We start from the raw sequence: 17,778 nt of genomic DNA on the forward strand, positions 1-17,778 counted from the left end.
GGTTTTTCCACTCCTGAATGTAAAGGTGGCGCGATATTAAGCCTGTCCGCGCTCCGGCACCAGCTCTTTGAGCAGCGTAGGCGATGCGTCTGACGAACGCGCCTATACTGGCGCATATAGATGAAAAAAAATAACGTCTAACTGGTATAAAAATGCTTGCTCAGGGCTCGGTTATAGCTTTCAATGCGCGCACTTGCCACAGGCTACTCAGTCCTGAGTCCTGGCACTTTTCTCTTTTGCCTACCTTTACGCCGACAGCCATTACCAAGGGCCTCTTTGCAGCCCCCCACACCCATCTGTCTGCAGGAGAAACACAATGAAAATCTGCTTTCTGATGTACCCCTGGGAACAGGTCAAACCGGACACCGACACCACCTTGCGCATGGTGCATGAAGCTGCATTGCGTGGTCATACCGTTGCCATTACTTCGCCAGCCAATCTAACCATTCGCGATAACATCAGCAGTGCCTTCTGTAATGTGCTGCGCAAAGGCAAGGTATCCGACAACATTCCGTCGTTTTACCGTCATGCGGAGTTTCGACGCAGCCGTTTGCCACTGGCCGGCTTCGACGCGATTATTGTGCGCCTGAACCCGCCGCTGGACACCATCGTGTTGAACTTCCTCGACTCCATACACGGGGATGTTTTCATCATGAACGGACTGGATGGACTGCGTATTGGCAACAATAAACTGTACACGGCGGCCTTCAATGGCCCTGCATCCAAGTACATGCCGGTTACTCATGTCTCCAAGAACAAGGAATACCTGGAAAAGGCGCTGGAAGAATCACCGGGAGAACGCATGATCCTGAAACCGCTGAACGGTTTCGGCGGTAAAGGCGTGATCGTGATAGAAAAAAGCGCACGCCAAAGCTTCCGTTCCCTGCTCGATTTCTACATTGGCAGCGGCGGCAGCAGCAACTACGTGATTCTGCAGGAATACGTTGACGGTGCCGAAAACGGAGACGTCCGTATTCTGATGCTCAACGGCGAACCCATAGGCGCCATGCGTCGCATTCCGGCTGACAACGATGTTCGCTCCAACGTGCATGCCGGTGGTCGAGTGGTCAAGCATTCACTGACCAAGGAAGAGCGTGAACTGTGTCGCAGTATCGGTCCAAAACTGGTCCGCGACGGTCTGTACTTCACCGGTTTGGACGTCATCAACGGCAAGCTGATCGAAGTAAACGTAATGGCACCCGGCGGCATTGTGCGCATCAACAAGCTGAACCGAGTCCGCCTGCAGCGTCAGGTAATCGATTTTGTCGAAAATGTTATTGATGCACGCAATTTGGTCGAACTGCGCAAAAGTGCCTTCCGCAAGGTGATCGAAGATGCAGACGCTGTCTGAAGCCGCCATCCTGGCGCTCATCGAGAACCGACAACCGGTCCATGCCCGCCTGCGCAATGGCGGTCTGAGCATCCGCATTGACGAGTATGTACCGCTGGTTTGTACCGTTCTGCATGCCGGGACTGAACTGCGCGACACTGTTGAGCAGCGCTTGCTGCTCAACACGGAGCAACGTCGTCAGCTGGAAGCGGCCGGTACGGACCAACTGGCCGCCCTGCTCCCGATCACGCTGATTGTAGAAGAGTCCCGACTGGCCTGCGATCTGAACTTCTCACTGGCACAATGCATGCGTAAGCGTCTGGAAGGCCGCAGCCTGTGGAAGCGACCACCGACCAAGGCAATGCAGCAATATGCGCACCGCCGCCATCGGCGCTTCTACCATCTGCTCGACGCCCTGTTGGACGCCCTGGAGCATGATCACGGCCAATGCCTGCTGATCGATCTTCACAGTCAGGCATGCCGTGGCAACAACGGTATTTTTCATATCATCGACAGTCAGGTTCGCCTGCCCGAAGGGCAGGCCGTGGTAGCTTGCCTACAACAGCAATTGCAAACCATCGCCCTGCCCCATCAGGACGTCAGCACGTCCAGCGGTGGTGCCGAGCACCAGGGCGACTACCTCAGCGCCCATGTCAACACTCGACATGAGCAGACACTGACCATCCCCTTGCAGATCGACCCCGTTTTCCGGGACAGCCACAATGTCCTCTACCCACTGATGGTCGATGCCCTGCGCGATGGGCTCCACAGCAGCCTGTATGAAGCGGCTGCAACCCTTGCACGACAAAGTACCAAACGTCCTCTGAGCGGCCATGACCTGATGCCCAGCGAACTGCCGCCGGAAGTACTGCGCGTTGATCAGGCACTGAAAAAACTGGCCAAGGGACTGGAAACACTGCTGTATATCAACCCGATCAACATCGCCCGTGAAGAACGCCTGTTCATGCGCAGCAAAGGGCATTACCAGCCACAGTTCCGTTACCGACAGTTACGTATCGACCCGTATGCACACCGAGAAAAGCTCTACCGCCTACCGGTAGACCGTATTCGAGACCCGGCCCTGCGTCAGCTTTATCGTGAGGTAATCGACGCTCTGGCCGAGCGTATCGACCTGCTGGTCAGCATAGGCAGCGACCGTTTTCTGTACAACTCGCTACGTTACTACGGCGAGCCCACCGCGGAAGATCTGGCCAATGCCCGCTTCCTGCTGCATGCAGCAGAACGCCCGATCGAGACCAATAGCCCACGCTATTCATCCGAGCAGATGATCCCTTTCTTTGAGCAAAAGGCACAGGAGTGGGGGCTGGAATGCAAGGTTGAACTGTCTGATCGATTGCTGGCTCAGGCCATGGTCAACAATGGCCGCAAGGCCCTGATGGTACGACGCCACACCAGCGCCAGTGAATCGGAACTCCACGCTCTGGCCCATCATGAACTGGGCGTCCATATGGTGACCTCACTGAACGCGGCAGCACAACCGCTGAAAGTGTTCACACTGGGTCTGCCCGGCAATACCCACGCCCAAGAGGGGCTGGCCATACTGAGTGAATTCCTGTGTGGCCACCTGACACTGAAGCGCCTGAAAACACTGGCCTTGCGCGTCATTGCCGTTGATCAGATGATTCGCCACAACGATTTTTGTCGCACCTGGCGCACGCTGGTCGAGGACCATCAGTGCCCGCATGATGAAGCGTTCAAAATCACGGCTCGAGTCCACCGTGGCGGCGGCTTTACCAAAGATCACCTGTACCTGAGCGGGTTCAGTCAGGCACTTAAGCTGTGGCGGAGCGGGAATATCAACGGGTTGTATGTCGGCAAAACCGGATTCGGTTATTTGCCCTTGATTGATGAGCTTCTGGCTCGGGGATTGGTAAAGGCCCCAACCTTTTTACCGGACAGCCTGTTGAATCCACAAGACAGTCACCCGGAAATTGCCTACCTGGTCAACTGCATCCGTTGATGCATACCCACTGGGTGTCGTGATGGCGGCCGTTACTCCTCCAGTGCCGCCATCGCTTCATGCCACAGAGTCAGGCGGGGACAACTGTCCAACAGCCGCCCATCCCGAAACATCATCACCTCGCCCTCAGGCAAAGGCTGCCAGGAAAGACAATCCGCAGGAGCGCTGGTCAGCATGGTCATTGCCCCTTCCAAAGAGCCGACCGGCGCGCCCTGGTCGGCTTCGCGCCCCAAATTGACCTGCCACTGATACAACCCTTCAGATACAACTTGGTCAGCCTGCCGACGCACATCACTGTGTGCAAACAACAGCTCCCCATCAGAATAGAGAAACGTGGCAGGTCCCAGTGAGCGCAAACGGGCAGCAAAATCCGCGACGATTGCCAAGCGCACATCAGGGTCCGGCCGCCCGTCCTGCCACAGCGCGGCCAAACGCGCCATCAACACACAGAATGCGCGTTCGGAATCCGTTTCCCCGAGCGGGCGAAAATGCCCGACCGGAAAACGTTTCGGATTATGAATGAACCGACTCAACTGACCACTATGGGCAAACAGATGAACAACCCCTCCTGACTCACGCTGAAAGGGTTGAGTATTGCGCAGCGTTTCCTCGTTGCCTGCCTGATGCAGATGCCCAACAAACAGCCGAGCGCAACACCTTTCGTCGCTCAACCAAAGGGGCCGAAGCGTCGAGCCACTCGATACCGCTTCTCGCACACGATGGACATCACCCTGTTCGTACCAGGCAACTCCCCAGCCAGCGCTCTTTTCGCCATCCGGCGGAACAGGAGGCATCACCAACGCTGGCAGCTGAACAGCCTCGGCACTGCTAATTGCCCAAAGTGCACACATGAATCAACTTACCTCAACCGACCGAGCACCGACTTCGGCCTCACGCCTGACCGGTTCCAGCAAAAACAGGGCCAACAGCGTAAAGACAAGGACCGGAATCATCAAGATATTCATGCTGGCCCAACCCAGACTCGACTCCAGCCAACCGGCCGCCAGGGCCGACACCGTGACCATGCCGAACACCAGAAATTCATTGGCTGCCTGAGCCTTGGCTTTTTCCGCAGGGCGATACGCCCGAGTCAGGAAAGACGTTGCACTGATAAACATCCAGTTCCAACCAACGCCCAGCAAGAACAGGGCCGCCCAGAAATGCCATTCGCTCTGCCCATGCAGGTTGACCGCGATACAGGCAAGGGTCACCACTGCACCCACCTTCATCAACGACACTTCACCAAACCGGCGAATCAAAGAAGCCGTGAAAAATGACGGCAGATACATGCCCAGCACATGCCACTCAATCACATTGGCGGCACTGGTAAAACTATAGCCACACCGGTTCATCGCCAGCGGGGTCGCCGTCATCAGCAGGTTCATCACGGCAAAACTGACCATACCCGCCAGCACCGCCATCAAGAATCTCGGCTGCAGCATGATCTCTCCGAGCGGTCGGGCGCTACCGTCCTGTTCTCGAGGCATCGGTGGAATACGAATCCACAACAGCAGTACCAGCGCCAGCAAGTATACGCCGGCCAACAGGGCAAAGGCTCCGCTGAAATCCACCCCCAGCTGCATGGAGCGACTGTACACCGCCAGATTCGGTCCCAGTACAGCAGCAATGATACCGCCCAGCATCACCATGGAAATGGCACGACTTTCCTGCCCTTTGCGACAGACTTCAACCGCTGCAAAGCGATACAGCATGCCAAAGCCGATACCAACCCCCAGGAGGGTTGTCCCCAGGCAAAACAGGGCAAAACTGGCGACTTGCAGTGCCCACAAACAGGTCAGCGCTCCGCCCAGACCAATCAGGTTACCCAGCAAAAAACCGTTACGCCGACCAATACGTTGCATGATCAATGAGGCAGGAATCGTGGCCGCCATCAGGCCCACAAACTGGAACGCCACCGGCAATGTAATCAATGCTGCCGTCGGCGCCAACTGTTGGCCAATCAGAGCATTAACCGACACCAACAGCACATTACCCGTATTCAACAGTGCCTGGCACAATGCCAACAACCAAACATCTCTATTCATATAACCACCAAGAATAAGACAAACGCCTATTTAAAGCGTTCATTCTTCAGGTTGCAAGACACCCTCTATCACCGAGTCTTGCGAACACGAAGGTCAGTAGCGGTAAAAGCAGGATTCAGCGTCGAAAATTTGAGACACTGCTTGTATATTCAGAGTGCTAACTCTCGATGTACCTGCAACGAATTGAACAGGAAGAAAACGGTATATGACACTTGATGAACTGCTGGTACTGGTCATTGAACCATCCAAGCTGCAACGTACCATCATAACCGACCACCTGAGAGAGATTGGACTCAAGGAGATCGAGGCGTTCGAAGAGGCGACCCCCGCTCTGCAGCGCATGCAGCAGGTGATACCCGATATAGTGGTGTCCTCCATGCACCTGCCCGACATGACCGGAACCGATCTGGTCACGCGCATGCGGCAGCACCAGGCACTCACCGATGTGACTTTCCTGCTGATTTCATCGGAAACGCATTATCGTTATCTGGAACCCATACGACAGGCCGGTGCCATTGCCATCTTGCCCAAACCCTTCAGTCAGGATGCGCTTGCCGCTGCACTGCGCAACACCATGCACTACATCCGCGACTTGCATGAAACCGAGCCAGAAGAGCAAAGCGAGCTGGAGTTCATGCAGATTCTGACGGTTGACGACAGTAGCCTGTCCCGTCGCTACATCATCAAGGGGTTGAACGCCATTGGCATCGAGCAGGTAACGGAAGCCTCGGATGGTGCCGAAGCCTTACAAATAATGAAGCACCAGCGCTTTGATCTGGTCATTTCCGATTACAACATGCCAAACATTGATGGCCTGGAGCTACTTGAACATATTCGCCGATACAGCGACCAGCCCACCGTACCCGTGATGATGATCACGTCGGAACAGAATCAAAGCCGCCTGGCCGCCATTCAAAGCGCCGATGTATCCGCCATTTGTAACAAGCCGCTCAACTACGACATGCTGAAACAGATGGTTCGCCGACTCACCTCCGGAGTCATTTAGTCCATCGCTAGAGCCCTTCCCTGAGCAAATGCTCAGGGTTGAATCCCATGATCAATGCCCCCCAGTGTTTGCCATTGAGATAAATGGGAATCGACAGGTCATTCAGAACTTCTCCCGTATCACGGATAAATGTCTGCAGCAGAAACGGCGACGTATGAGAAGCCCGGCGCTTTTCAGCCCTGTTGCCCGTGAAAATCCGCCGATTACGGCTGTACAGGTTATCCACCTGAAAATCCCCGGTCAGCGGTTTGGAAACCTTGGCATGATGCGCCGGAGCATAACCGTTACGATCAATCGCAATCGCATAGGCAAATTCGGGACGCTCGGCAATAAAACGGTCAAACATCGGCTGCAGCAGGCGTTCAAATCGATCCGTATAACCGCAGTTGAACTGCTCTGGCTGCTGCCCCTCATTGATACAACGGTAGTTCTGATCAAAGAGATCAACGCCTTCCGCCTGCAACTGCTCCAAAGCCGCAACGGTTTGCTGATTCCACTGTTTGCCCGTCTGGATCATGTGCTCAAAGCCGCCATAGCCGATAACAAAGCGAGACAGCAGCTCCTGGGTTTCTTCAGTCGAAATTTCCAGCTCTTCCGAATAGCTGCGCGACTGCGCCATTTCATCGCGTATTTCGGTGGAAAGCTCGGTAATACTCTGCACATGCCCGTGCGATTCCCGGTTGGTATGCGAGAGTTCATCGATTGCAGCACTGATACCGGTCAACTGCGCGTTCACCTCTTCGAAGTCCGACACCATGCGGGAAAATTGTTCATTGGTCGCGCTGATAAAACGGTCTGTGTTATCGACATACTCAAGAATATTACGCGCACTGGCACGCGTATCCTCGACCAGAGTAGCCATTTCACCGATATTGTCGTCAATCTCCCGCGTAGCATTGCTGACTTTCTGCGACAGCCCGCGCACCTCATCGGCAACCACGGCAAACCCGCGCCCGGCCTCACCGGCCCGCGCCGCCTCAATGGAGGCATTCAAGGCCAGCAGATTGGTTTGATCGGAAAAATCCTTCACCATCGACAGAATGTTGGTGATATTGCCCGAGTTTTCACTCAGTTTGTCGACCGTTTGCTGAAAACCGGCAGCCAATTCACATACCGACCGAACCTGTTCGTGTACCCGTTGCAGCTCATCACGGGAGGCATGGACCTCCTGCATATTACCGTTATTCTGCTCGCTGATGGTCAGGGTGCTGCCGGCAATCTCGTCAATCGCCTGAGTGGATTCCTGACTGGCCTGAAATACCAGCTGAGCCTGCTGCTCCTGATCCTGTGCCGAGCCATGAGCCTGCACAACCACTTTTTGCAGCCGTGTCGCACACAACGCCACACTCACTGAACGGCGCTGACTTTCCGCTATCATTTTTTTCAGACTGCCGGAAAACTCATTGTAGGCAGCCGCCATCTCGGAGATTTCGTCATGGGTATACTCCGGCAAAGTGCCGGAGATATCGCCATCCTTGTCCTTGATTGCGCGCAGTACGGCGGTGATTTCACGAATCGGGCGCAAAAACAGGTGACGCATGAAAAATATCGTGCCCACACCCGCAACCAGTGCCACGGCAATGGTAACCCCCGTACTCCAGAGCAGGGCTGAGAAACGCCCCTCAACGGCCAACAGCTGCTCGGGCGTCAAGGCCAGATCGGCCAGCAGCCGATGCATATCAGCCGCAAAGTAACCACCCAACAGAACGAGGACCAGATAAGGCAACAGTAGGAAAAGTACGTTACCGACTATTTTCCTGGTCAGTGTATTGAATACCGCTTTTTCTATTGCTGTATAAAGAGTCATCGTCATCCCGCTGATTATCATTATTATGCTGTTTGGCTATTCCCTTGACCCACAGGAAGTGTCTTATTTTTGACACATCTTCAAACGAAATACCAGTCTCTCAAGGTCTCTTTCACCACGTCAACCAAGGCGTGAAACGCCGCATCTCTGTATTCAGGCGTGGATGTTCCGGGCAATGGTGCTGCAACAGCTCATGAAATTCGGGCCCGTGGTGCATGTACCGAAGATGACAGAGCTCATGCACAATCACATAGTCTTGCAACGCCGGTGCCAATTGCAACAACCTCCAGTTCAACTTCACCTCGCCCGAGCGGGAACACTGCCCCCAACGACCGCGCCAGCTCCCTATGCTAGTGCTGGACGGCTGCAGCCCTGTTCTGACTGCAAGCGCTTGCGTACGAGCCGGCAGACAGGCCTCAGCCTGCTCTTGAAACCAGCGCTGCAGTTGCTCTGTTACAACCTGACATTCATCCCGGCGAACCCGGCTCGATAGCGTCACCTGAAAGCCGTCGGTGGTCTGCCTTACTCCACTGGCCTCCCCACGCTGCCAGTACAACTCCAGCATTTGTCCCCGCCAGGGCACAGACCCGCCCTGCCGCACCTGAACACCCAGCTGCTCAATTTCTCGCTGTTGGCGCTGCCGATGAAGACCGATCCAGTCGGCTTTGCTCTGCACAAAGCCTTCGATCGCTGCTCGGGTGGCCGATATAGGTGCACGCACAACAACCTGGCCATCACGGACCTGGATCGCCAACGTCTTGCGCCTGGCACTGCGCAGCAGCTGATAGTCTGGTGTCATTATCGCTTCTTCCGCGGCAATTGACGCATCAGAATGCGGCAAAGCCGTTTCATTTCCGCCTGTTGGTGTGGGTCTTTCCGCTCGATATAACGTTGCTGGTCATCAAGAAAGGCAAGGCGCAGCATCAGCGCCCTCTGCTTTGGCCAATCATCAGCGACTCGCTGCAGCCACATAGCCAGCGATTCCGCCGGCTCGCGCCCGGACTCCAGCGTGGCAAAGCGCTGCTGCAAGCGCATCAAAGCACGTGCCATCGGGTCTCGCGGCAAGGTCGGCCGAGGTCGCAACAGCCAGTATCCGACCGTACCGAACACCAGCATTGTTGGCAACAGCCAGGCCAGCAGCCTGCGCCATCGATCTTCCCCCCCCAGCCAGTCATCCAGTAGCTGTACTTGCTGGCCCTGGTAATTCAGCACCCAACGGTGCCAGGAGTAGTTAAACGCATCATAGCGTTGACGCAGATCCCTGAGCCAGTCGATACCCAGCCCCATTCCGGCACTCGAAAACCCCTCGTTGGTACTGAAATAATCCTGCGCCGAGGTACGTATTCGCTCAGGCGCAACCGCCGCTGTCGGGTCCAGCCGTTGCCACCCGGCCTCGGGTTGCCAGTACTCCACCCAGGCATGGGCGTCATACTGACGTACCTGGAGATACCCTTCATACGGGTTCCATTCTCCTCCCTGGTAGCCGGTGACTATACGTGACGGAATACCGGCACTGCGCAGAACAAAGGCGGTTGCACTGGCAAAGTGCTCACAATATCCCTCTCGGGTTTCAAACAGGAATTGATCGACACTGTCACGTCCTAGTCGTCCGGGCTCCAGCGTATACACGAAGGTTTTGTTGAAATAGGCCTGCAGCAGAGTAATGACCCCGTCCGTATTCCCGTCCGCCTGCGTCAACAAACGTTGCGCCAGAGCACGGCTGTCCGGGTTGCCCCCGGCCGGCAACTGCAGATAGTGCCGTGCTTCCTGGCGGGTCAGCAGCGGCTGCTGACGATACTGCAGCACCGACTCAACCGGATACTGACGACGACGCTCCAACGGTCGATCCATAACCAGGGTACGTACGGGCGTCATCAACGTTCCCTGTCCCGCTCTCAAGGGCTGATCCAGAGCCACCAGCCAGGGGCGACCACTGGCTTCCATGATCACTTCATAACGCTGTGCCGAGACCAACGGCTGCAACTGCTCCGGTCTTAACACCTGGCGCTGTTCGTGGGAAGGGCGTGTCCAGCGCCGCCCGTCGAACTCACTCAGCACCAGAGAGCGCCAGTAACGCTGCGCCGGCAGAGGCACTTCGCCCTCAAAGGTCGCCCGGAATGCCAGCTCGTCGGATTGTGCCAGTTTGCTGACATCTCCCGGCGAGAGCTCATCGGACAAACCGGTCTTGGCCTGCCCACTGTCGATCGTGACCGACCAGAAAGGCTCCAACCGCGGAAACAGGAAAAACAGCACCAGCATGAATGGTATCGCCGGCAACAACAGACGGCCTGCACTTTTAAGATTGTCGCGGAAACGGCGGGCACTACTGGATTGTTGAATACTGTTCAAGGCCGCCAGTACCAACACGGTTGTCAGCAGGATATAGCCCGCAATCCAGACCGATTCACTGAACAGGAATGCGGTTGCCGCCACGAACAGGCTAACAAACAGTACAACCAGCGCATCACGTCGGTGATAGACCTCCAGCAGTTTCAATGCCAGCCCGACCACCAGAAGTGCCACCATGGTTTCAGGACCCGCCTGGTGGTTGAAACTCAGAATCAGGCCGCCACTGGAAGCGATGACCAGCAGCGCCTTCACCGACCAGTGAGGGAATGACCAGCGACCACTGTGAATCATCAGACGCGAGCCAATCGCCAGCACCACCAGCGCCGGCACCCACAGAGGCAGCCACTGCACGTGCGGCAACACAACCAGCATCACGGCAAGCAACTGCCACACCACAGCCGTACGGCTGATCTGCCTGCCTTTCATGCTTCTCCCTCCAGACCGTAGAGCGCCAGTGCAGCCAAAGCACGTGTGCAATGGGCTTCACCCTCTGCCGGTTCCAGCACAAAGCTGCCCAGACGCACACCAAAACGCACATCCCGAGTGGACAGATACTGTACCCAGGCCGTCATCCGTGACAAACGACGCTCCAATGTTTCTCCCCCCAAAGCATCCAGATCCAGCCAGTAATCGGGATCTTGATGACCGGCAAAATGCTTGGCATACAGACCGCGGCCACGAGCATAGCTTTTCCAGTCGACCTGACGTGGTGACATGCCGGGTTGAAACCGCTCAAGCCCGGCAAAGTCGTCATCACCACGTCGCATGGACAGATGCGCCTCTCCCGATACGGCCTGCCCCTGCGCACCTTCCGGCAACGTCGTGTCCAGCGGCTCGGGATACACCAGCGTTTTCAGTTCCAGATTGAGCCAGGACCAGGCACGAAACAGCCCCAGCGGATAGGTGGTTTCCAGTTTGACACCACCAGGACTCATCCATCCCCGCCGACGAGCCGGACTGTACAGGCGCACCTGCTGACGGGCCTGTTGCAGATCAACGATCTGCTCCAGCTCTGAATGTTCAAGCCTCAGACTCAACTGCTCCAACTGACGCGAAGAGTGCCGCTGCAGTTCCAGCTCAAACGCGGCCTGACCACCGGCAAAACAAGGCTCTGAAGGCAGCACCTTCACTTCGATCCCGGCCAGGTTGGCATAGGTGTGAAACATCGCCGACAGGAATACTCCCAACAGCAGGAACGTCAGGGCATAGACCAGGTTATTTTCATAGTTGATCGCCATGACCAGCATCAACAGCAACAGCAACAGCCAGACACTCCCCGCCCGGCTCGGCAGAATAAAAATGCGATTCTGGGTCAGCGTCTGTGTGCGAGCCGGTGTTTGTCGTGCCAGTGTCCAGCGTCTGACGCGTGCCTGAATAGAACGATAGAGTTCACTGGCCAATGACATCCACCTCTGCCAGCAATTGCGCTACCAGCCGATCACTTTCATGTCCGGCCAGATCACTGGCAGAGCGAATACGATGTCCCACCACGGCTCCCAGAACAGCCTGAACATCTTCAGGTACCACATGATCACGCCCTGACAGCCAGGCCCAGCAACGTGCGCAACGTAACAAGGCCAGCCCACCTCGGGGGGACACACCGTAACTGAAACCTTCCGCTTCACGCGTGTGCTGCAGCAGGCGCTGTACATACGCGATCAGGCTGGCTGATGCATGCACCTGCCGACAGGCTGCCTGTACCTGTTTCAACTGCTCAGACGTCAAGCAGGGCTCCAGCCGGTAGGCCTGCTGCCGCGTCCCGCCCCCGGCCAGTAATTGCAGTTCCACGTCCGCCGTGGGATAACCCAGCGTAATCCGCATCAAAAAACGGTCCAGTTGTGATTCCGGCAGTGGGAAGGTACCAAACTGGCTGGAGGGGTTCTGGGTAGCAATAACAAAGAAAGGCACCGGCAACGGGTACCGCTCGCCTTCAACACTGACCTGCCCTTCTTCCATGGCCTCCAGCAAGGCCGACTGAGTTTTGGGCGTCGCTCGGTTGATCTCATCGGCCAGCAGCAACTGTGTAAACACCGGGCCCTGATGAAAGCGGAAACCGCTCTCCTGCGGTTCGAAAATGGAGACACCGATAATATCCGCCGGCAACATGTCACTGGTGAACTGAACCCGCTTATCCTCCAGTCCCAACACCCGTGCCAGGGCATGGGCCAGAGTTGTTTTACCCATCCCCGGCAAATCCTCGATGAGCAGATGCCCTTCTGCCAGTAGACAGGTCAATGCCAGTCTGACCTGTCGCTCCTTGCCCAACAGCACACTGGAAAGTGAAGCCAGTGCCTGCTCTACGTTCATCCTGAGTTTTTCAGCCACAACCATGTCCTCCAAAAGTGGCTGCCAGTCTACCAGCGCTCAGCTGTCGTTCTCCACTCCAGAACGCCCTGTCAAAGGTCATTGTGCCGAAGATCAAAACTTCAATGTTAATATCCGCAGGTTTCGGGTTGCACCCGCCGGATACGATCGTTAGCATGTGCGTCAAACCAACCGGGAGCCCTGCCAAGCTGCCCTGTTACCGGCTCAAGGAGCCCTTTGTCATCGTTGGCGGGGACCGGCCAGCGGTAGCCTGAGCATCGACGCATCTCCACGCAACCAGGAGACCCCTGATGCAGATCGCCGATAAATCCGTCGTATCCATTCACTACACTCTGACCAATGCCGAAGGCAACGTGCTGGACAGCTCCAATGGCCAGGAACCTCTTGCCTACCTGCACGGTGCCAGCAACATCATCCCCGGTTTGGAAAATGCTCTGGTCGGCAAAGTTGTGGGAGACAGTCTGCAGGTCACCGTTGAGCCCGAAGAAGGCTACGGTCCTGTACGTGATGAACTGGTTCAGGATGTTGAGCGCAGCGCTTTCAGCGGCATTGACGATATCCAGATCGGCATGCAGTTCATGGCCCAGACTCCCTGGGGAGAGCAGCCGGTTACCGTCATCAAGGTTGAAGGCGACAACATCACTCTGGACGGCAACCACCCGCTGGCCGGACAGACACTGACCTTTGATGTTGAAGTTGTTGAAGTTCGTTCCGCAACTGAAGAAGAAGTCGAGCACCGCCACGTGCATGGCGCCGGTGGCCACCACCACTAAGCGCTGACGGGTGCGCTCCCGAACAAATCGGGGCGCACCACCACCGACGCCTCAGGCGCGGCGGCAGCACGCCTCTCGTCCGGTCACCGCCCTTTCATTCGACTCCTGACACCCTCAGGCAAGGTGTCGAATCTCAAAGCAGCAATGAATCTTCGGATTGCGCGCAAAGTCGGGATCCAGCGTCTGTGCGGTAATGTCCTTAAGATCAAACTCGGCTAGATTGTCACGATCAATCACGAAGCGCCGGTAATTGTTGGAGAAGATCAGAACCCCCTCCGGCTTCAGCAACTGCATGGCGCCCCGAATCAAACGCACATGGTCACGCTGCACATCCAGCACATCCTGCATGCGCTTGGAATTTGAAAAGGTTGGCGGATCCATGAAAATCAGGTCGTAACGTTCGGCACGGGGTTGATCCAGCCACTTGAAGCAGTCTGACTGCACCAGCTTGTGACGTGCCTTGGGCAGGCCATTCAGCTCCAGATTACGACGCGCCCATTCCAGGTAGGTCGCCGACATATCGACACTGGTCGTGGTCGCCGCCCCACCCACACCCGCATGTACACTGGCCGTGGCGGTGTAACAGAACAGATTGAGAACATCCTTCCCTTGAGCCATCCGTTGCAGTCTGTACCGCACGGGGCGATGATCCAGAAACAGCCCCGTGTCCAGGTAGTCATACAGATTCACCTGCAAGCGGCAGCCATGTTCGACCACTTCTATTACCTGACCGCTCAGATCCTGACGCTCATACTGTTGCTGTCCCTGCTGGCGCTTGCGCTGTTTGAGCACAACGCGTTCAGCCGGCAGCTCCAGCACCACCGGTACAGCCTGCATCACATCCTGCAGACGTGAAAAAGCCTTTACGGGATCAACCTTCGCCGGTGGCGCGTATTCCTGCACCACCGCATGACCGGGATAGAGATCGATTGCCACGGCATATTCGGGCATATCCGCATCATAGGCCCGGTAACACGTAATCCCCTCTCGCTTGACCCAGCGCGACAGCTGCTTGAGATTTTTCTTCAACCGGTTGGCAAACATCTGCGCCTGCTCTGACAGCTCACCTGTCGCTGACAAGCCGTGCACTGCCTCCGGTTCAACACGTTCATGCACCTTGAACAACAACAGCTTGCTATCCAGCGCGCCATTAAACATTCGATACTGCTTGTCGGCTCGCAGCTTCATCACCTTGCACAGTTCCGGGTTGGCCGTAAAGACAGCCGCCTCCCAACCGACACAGCAAGCCTTAAGCCGGTCTCCCAGCGTACGGTACAAGAACATCAATGATGACGCCTCACCCAAGCGCTCGCCGTAGGGCGGGTTAGTCACCAGAAGACCTGGACGTGATACGCCCGGTAAAGCAGCCAACTGCTCCAGAGGTCGTTTCTCCAGATGAATAAAGTCCTCTACACCGGCACGCCGAGCATTGTCACGGGCACGATCCAGCACGCTCTGATCTGCATCAAAGCCGTAAAAACGAGCGGTCAGCGCAGCCCGCCCTTGCTCTCGACGCTGATTGGCTTCGTCCTGTATGGCAGCCCACAAGTGCGCATCATGCCCCAACCAGCGACTGAAGCCGAAACGCTGTCGATAGAGCCCCGGGGCGATATCGGCGGCCATCAGCGCGGCCTCTGTCAACAAGGTGCCAGAGCCGCACATGGGATCCAGCAGCGGCGCATCCCGGTCCTCCAGCGGCCATCCCGCACGGATCAGCACAGCAGCCGCCAGGTTCTCCTTCATCGGCGCTGCACCGGCCTTCAATCGATAGCCTCGACGGTGCAGGCTCTCGCCCGACAGATCCAATGCAACTACGGCTTTGCCACGATGCACATGCACATTGATACGCAAATCAGGCTGATTACGATCCACGGTTGGCCGCTGCCCCGTCGCCGTCCGGATCTGGTCAACAATTGCATCCTTCACCTTGAGTGCGCCAAAGTGAGTATTGTTGATACCTCGCGAACGGCCATTGAAGTCGACTGTCAGTGTCCCCGAAGGACGCAGATGCTCTAACCAGTCGACCTGCTGTACCAATGCATACAATGCATCGGCCTCTTCCGCATCGCCTTCGGCTATGGGCATCAGCACGCGATTGCCCAAGCGAGACCAAAGGCACAGGCGATAGGCACATTCCAACGTGCCTTCGGTATACACCCCTGCAACCGTTTGCCGCGTGTGCTGACCACCCAGCTGGTCGATCTCATCCTGCAGCAGGTTCTCCAGCCCCTTCGGGCAGGTAACAAATAATTTCATGGGGCGGGAAAACTCCGATATCGGTGTGCCCTGCGGCCAGGTTAACCCTTCCTGACTACAAGGTGAGAAAATTTCAATACTTTAGCGCACTCGGCCAAAAGCAACTAACTTTTTGATTTATATAACAATGCTGCAGATGCGCTCGGATAAAATTCATGACACTTCTGTAACACTATAGTTTTTTTAAATCGCCACTGACTACGTTTTCAGATATCAATAGAGGGGTGACGTCACAGAGAATCGAGAGAACAGTGCATCCCCGGTGACCACAGTTCAACCATCGGGGAGAGTATAATCAGAATATGTGAGGCGCAATATGAAGAAACAGAAACGGAATCGTACCTCTACTCTGTTTAATCGTGGATTCATGGCTGGCATCAACGGGCGATCCCGTGAGGAGTGTCCAGTCCAGTCAGTTGAACTGCGCAGTCACTGGATGAGTGGCTGGCGCGAAGGACGCGAGGCGCATTGGGGTGGAATGTCCGGTGTTTCTGCAATTCAGGCCAACCCTTCATTACATTAAGACACGCCCCTGTAATGATCTGACAGGCTCCCTCTGCGGAGCCTGTCTTCAATACCACCTAGCTGATGCCGCCCTTCAACTCGGCAATGGCAGCAACCGAGTCACGCACCAAGGCCGGTCCCCGGTAAATGAAGCCGGTATAAATCTGCACCAGACTGGCACCAGCCTCTATTTTTTCAGCCGCATCAAAACCTTCCGTGATACCACCCACCCCGATAATAGGCAGGGCACCATCCAGATGTTCCGCCAGCGCTCGAATCGTTCCCGTGGAGCGATTACGTACGGGAGCGCCACTCAGCCCCCCCGCTTCCTGCGCCAAGGGACTGTCTTCAACCCCTTCACGTGACAACGTCGTATTGGTTGCAATCACCCCGTCCATTTCATAAGTTTTCAAGGAGGAGGCTACCAGACCCAATTCTTCCTGTGTCATGTCCGGGGCGATCTTGACGGCAATCGGAACATAACGACCGTGCAGACTCGCCAGTTTTGCCTGTTCAGTTTTCAGCACGTCCAGCAAGCTGTTCAAAGAATCACCGAACTGCAGGGTACGTAGACCCGGGGTATTGGGCGATGAGACATTGACCGTAATGTAGCTGGCGCGTGCGTACACCTTGCGCAAACAGAGCAGGTAATCCAGATGCGCCTGTTCGTTGGGCGTATCCTTGTTTTTACCGATATTAATCCCGAGCACCCCCTTGTAGGTGCTGCGGTTCAGGTTTTTCAACAGCTGGTCAACGCCGGCATTGTTGAACCCCATACGATTAATGATCGCCTGGTGCTGAGGAATACGGAATAAACGCGGCCTGGGATTACCCGGCTGAGGACGCGGCGTCACGGTACCCACTTCAACAAAACCGAACCCCATGGCGGCCAGACCATCAACAGCCGTACCATTCTTATCCAGCCCCGCAGCCAACCCCACGGGGTTTGGGAAGCGAATGCCCATCACTTTGGTTGGCAAGGATTGTGCGCCGGCTCCCATAAGCTTGGGCAGACCCAGCGAAGAAGCCAGGTTCATGCTGCCCAGTGCCAACTCATGCGAGGTTTCGGCATCCAGCCTGAACATTAGTGTGCGTGCAAGATCGTATAGCATGGTGTTCACTGATGGTTAATATTCGAATGTGCGCCATTATAGGCGAGCAGGCTCATGATGAACACCGCTCAACTCAAACGGCGAATATCATGAAAGCGCCCGGCAGCCGTAAACCGAATGCAAAAGCACCCTCGAACACCATCATGTAATACCCAGGGGGACAAAATCGCGGCGGGAAACCGCACTCGGCGCCCGTCACGAGCAAGGGCTGAGACGGTACGGGCCGCTCCCCGGTACAGTTTCAGATACTCATCCGCGCTGATCGCCAGATCTACAACAATTTCATTCAT

At 56.1% G+C, this 17,778-nt stretch carries 15 protein-coding genes; 5 read left to right on the top strand and 10 right to left on the bottom strand.

All coding sequences use genetic code 11. The annotated features are described in order from the left end of the window. Positions 1–316: 316 nt before the first annotated feature. Complete coding sequence (locus H1S06_RS06715; protein ID WP_181738484.1) at positions 317–1,351, top strand: glutathione synthetase; 1,035 nt, start codon at positions 317–319, stop codon at positions 1,349–1,351. Continuing rightward, a complete protein-coding gene (locus H1S06_RS06720) occupies positions 1,335–3,311 on the top strand; it encodes a flavohemoglobin expression-modulating QEGLA motif protein (RefSeq protein WP_181738486.1) in 1,977 nt (658 codons plus the stop codon). The genes H1S06_RS06715 and H1S06_RS06720 overlap by 17 nt, the downstream gene beginning before the upstream one ends. 32 nt (positions 3,312–3,343) lie before the next feature. Here H1S06_RS06720 and H1S06_RS06725 read toward each other — a convergent pair whose 3' ends face one another. Next, entirely contained in the window at positions 3,344–4,162 is an 819-nt protein-coding gene (locus H1S06_RS06725) for a class II glutamine amidotransferase (protein WP_181738488.1), read from the bottom strand. A gap of 3 nt (positions 4,163–4,165) precedes the next feature. After that, complete coding sequence (locus tag H1S06_RS06730; protein WP_181738490.1) at positions 4,166–5,356, bottom strand: MFS transporter; 1,191 nt, start codon at positions 5,354–5,356, stop codon at positions 4,166–4,168. A gap of 205 nt (positions 5,357–5,561) precedes the next feature. Between H1S06_RS06730 and H1S06_RS06735 the strand changes: the two genes are divergently transcribed. Then, a complete protein-coding gene (locus H1S06_RS06735) occupies positions 5,562–6,362 on the top strand; it encodes a response regulator (protein WP_181738492.1) in 801 nt (266 codons plus the stop codon). 7 nt (positions 6,363–6,369) lie between these two features. Here H1S06_RS06735 and H1S06_RS06740 read toward each other — a convergent pair whose 3' ends face one another. The 5 genes from H1S06_RS06740 to H1S06_RS06760 all read right to left on the bottom strand — a co-directional run bounded on the left by H1S06_RS06740 (position 6,370) and on the right by H1S06_RS06760 (position 12,825). Further along, positions 6,370–8,169, bottom strand: a complete 1,800-nt coding sequence (locus H1S06_RS06740) for a methyl-accepting chemotaxis protein (protein WP_181738572.1) — start codon at positions 8,167–8,169, stop codon at positions 6,370–6,372. 112 nt (positions 8,170–8,281) lie between these two features. Then, entirely contained in the window at positions 8,282–8,968 is a 687-nt protein-coding gene (locus H1S06_RS06745) for a M48 family metallopeptidase (protein ID WP_181738494.1), read from the bottom strand. Then, positions 8,968–10,944: a transglutaminase family protein gene (locus H1S06_RS06750; RefSeq protein WP_181738496.1), complete on the bottom strand. Its 1,977-nt coding sequence runs from the start codon at positions 10,942–10,944 to the stop codon at positions 8,968–8,970. Before H1S06_RS06750 ends, H1S06_RS06745 begins: the two co-directional genes overlap by 1 nt. After that, on the bottom strand, positions 10,941–11,924 hold the full coding sequence (locus tag H1S06_RS06755; RefSeq protein ID WP_181738497.1) for a DUF58 domain-containing protein: 984 nt from the start codon (positions 11,922–11,924) through the stop codon (positions 10,941–10,943). The genes H1S06_RS06750 and H1S06_RS06755 overlap by 4 nt, the downstream gene beginning before the upstream one ends. Further along, positions 11,908–12,825 (bottom strand): AAA family ATPase, encoded by a 918-nt coding sequence (locus H1S06_RS06760; protein WP_255482932.1) that lies wholly within the window; start codon positions 12,823–12,825, stop codon positions 11,908–11,910. The genes H1S06_RS06755 and H1S06_RS06760 overlap by 17 nt, the downstream gene beginning before the upstream one ends. A gap of 308 nt (positions 12,826–13,133) precedes the next feature. Here H1S06_RS06760 and H1S06_RS06765 point away from each other — a divergent pair, with 308 nt between their 5' ends. Then, on the top strand, positions 13,134–13,616 hold the full coding sequence (locus H1S06_RS06765; RefSeq protein ID WP_181738500.1) for an FKBP-type peptidyl-prolyl cis-trans isomerase: 483 nt from the start codon (positions 13,134–13,136) through the stop codon (positions 13,614–13,616). 114 nt (positions 13,617–13,730) lie between these two features. Here H1S06_RS06765 and rlmKL read toward each other — a convergent pair whose 3' ends face one another. Next, complete coding sequence (gene rlmKL / locus H1S06_RS06770) at positions 13,731–15,872, bottom strand: bifunctional 23S rRNA (guanine(2069)-N(7))-methyltransferase RlmK/23S rRNA (guanine(2445)-N(2))-methyltransferase RlmL (protein WP_181738502.1); 2,142 nt, start codon at positions 15,870–15,872, stop codon at positions 13,731–13,733. A gap of 316 nt (positions 15,873–16,188) precedes the next feature. Here rlmKL and rmf point away from each other — a divergent pair, with 316 nt between their 5' ends. Beyond that, positions 16,189–16,395 (top strand): ribosome modulation factor, encoded by a 207-nt coding sequence (gene rmf / locus H1S06_RS06775; RefSeq protein ID WP_181738504.1) that lies wholly within the window; start codon positions 16,189–16,191, stop codon positions 16,393–16,395. Positions 16,396–16,453: 58 nt separating this feature from the next. Here rmf and H1S06_RS06780 read toward each other — a convergent pair whose 3' ends face one another. Next, positions 16,454–17,488 (bottom strand): quinone-dependent dihydroorotate dehydrogenase, encoded by a 1,035-nt coding sequence (locus H1S06_RS06780; RefSeq protein ID WP_181738505.1) that lies wholly within the window; start codon positions 17,486–17,488, stop codon positions 16,454–16,456. A gap of 68 nt (positions 17,489–17,556) precedes the next feature. Further along, the gene (locus tag H1S06_RS06785; RefSeq protein ID WP_181738507.1) at positions 17,557–17,778 is read right to left on the bottom strand and encodes a DUF2835 domain-containing protein; all 222 of its coding nucleotides are present in this window, start codon (positions 17,776–17,778) and stop codon (positions 17,557–17,559) included.

The organism is Marinobacterium marinum, from assembly GCF_013868415.1.
Lineage (GTDB): Bacteria > Pseudomonadota > Gammaproteobacteria > Pseudomonadales > Balneatricaceae > Marinobacterium > Marinobacterium marinum.